Below are 1,704 nucleotides of genomic sequence, written 5' to 3'. Positions count from 1 at the left end.
AGTTACGGCTATGCTCTCTGCGCTGTGCCTCACATAGTACCAGCCCAAGTAGCCAGAAATATTCGATTCCATATGGCCATTAGCCGTTACGCTGGAAAAAAGATTCATTTACTGTGAGAGTCATTCTGAACTTAATGTCATTTATAATGTCCAAAATGAAATTGAACCCTTTTGTTTCTGGAGCATGTAACCATGAACATTGCGAGTGCAACCGGCACGGATTTGAGAACGGTGGATCTGCAATTATCAAATGGTAACCGAAAAGCACTGACTCTATCTGCCAATGGCTATGAAGTATCATCAGCAAAATCTCTGGCTCTGAGATGTTTTGAAGATTTGGAATGTACCGTATGTATGGATGTCCATGAAAAAACGCTGCAAACCAGGTGTTGCGGGGCAGTTATATGCGCCTTTTGTTATTTATCGAGCACACAGTGTCCTGTTGATAACCAGGCATTTAGTGGTGCAATAACGAAAGATTTAATACCTGCGGGCAGACTGGTTGATAATCAAGTTGAGAAATTGTCAAGGGAGTTTAAAGATATCGAGGCGGAAGAAACTGACCATGGAAAAGAAATGGCACAATCACAAAACAAGGCAATTAACCGGCTGGAAGGTTCTGAAAAAAACACTCAGCACAATGTTAATGCATCGGCCAGTGCATCGGTGGATGCTACGCAAACTCCGCGTAGACCAAAGTTTGACGTAAATATTTCCTCATCAACAGGTCCGGTAATCATTGGCAATAATAACCGTTTAGCTATAAGGGGTAACAGTTTAACGGCAGGAGGGAATGACAGTTTTAACCCGAACCGCTTTTTGGGCAACATAATCGGGCCACCTCCGGGCGCGAGGGGTGGTTCGCCCTCCGAGGTCAGTGCAATGAAGGAAAAAACCTCTGAAAGCCCGGGCTCTTCTGCAACCTTTAAGGGCGACATAACCCTGCCTCCGCGTTATATGTTTTCATCGGACGTTTTGTCCCGGAATCAATCTGGTGGGGTGCGAGCCTTTCACTATCCGCAATACGACACCAATTGTTTGTTTGATGTTTTGGGTGTTAATGTTGGTCAGGGTAATATTGTGATCACAGGACAAGATAGTGATTGTCCTTATATAGTCTCAGTGGTAGCGTCTACAACTCCAATATTACGGAATAATCAACTGTCCGTTAGCGTTGGTGTTGGCAATGTTGAGTTAAAGCTCCCGGATGCATTCAGTAAGCGTGTCAGAATAATTACTGATCAAGGAAATATTTCCACTCAGGGAAATTATGCCATTAAATCCGGAGGACAGATTCGTATCACTACAGCAGGTAATATAACTATAAAAATTGACAGCCAGTGGGTAAATTTCAAAACCCAAATCAACATTGGATACATTAATGTTCAAGAATCTGATAAATCTATTGATTGGATGCGTCGCACGCATCGGCAGCTGCAGGAGCTGCTGGTTTCTGCTAATTGTGGAAATATCCAGGTAGCTAACAAATAAAAGGAAAAAATCTAAAAACATGACCGGCAAAATTAATGGTTTCAGCCGCCACTCTCGCTTGCCAGGGCGGGTTACGGGCATCGATCGGTGCCAACAGATAACGCAACAACACATTGGTATCAACAGCAATCATGATTCGCCCCGGAATTTTCTGGCCACTGTTGGCGGTGATGTTCTGGCTGCCTTTGCCTGAAGGCAGCAAGCCCGAGTGGG

General features: G+C 44.2%; 2 protein-coding genes. One reads left to right on the top strand and one right to left on the bottom strand.

The window, feature by feature from the left end; all coding sequences use genetic code 11:
- Nucleotides 1-192: 192 nt before the first annotated feature.
- Nucleotides 193-1,491, top strand: a complete 1,299-nt coding sequence (locus KDK14_RS04155) for a hypothetical protein (protein ID WP_257263759.1) — start codon at nt 193-195, stop codon at nt 1,489-1,491.
- Here the strand turns inward: KDK14_RS04155 and KDK14_RS04150 are convergent.
- On the bottom strand, nt 1,481-1,704 hold a 224-nt coding region (locus KDK14_RS04150; RefSeq protein WP_257263758.1), incomplete at its 5' end, for a hypothetical protein. The genes KDK14_RS04155 and KDK14_RS04150 overlap by 11 nt on opposite strands.

The sequence above is a fragment of the Endozoicomonas sp. ONNA2 genome, from assembly GCF_024606365.1.
Classification (GTDB): domain Bacteria; phylum Pseudomonadota; class Gammaproteobacteria; order Pseudomonadales; family Endozoicomonadaceae; genus Endozoicomonas.
Note: the sequence above shows the minus strand (reverse complement) of the source record. Positions and strands in the feature narration are given on the sequence as shown.

Bases quoted from the DNA above. Each gene is read 5' to 3' on its own strand.
- KDK14_RS04155 (WP_257263759.1), top strand. From the start codon at position 193: ATGAACATTGCGAGTGCAACCGGCACGGATTTGAGAACGGTGGATCTG.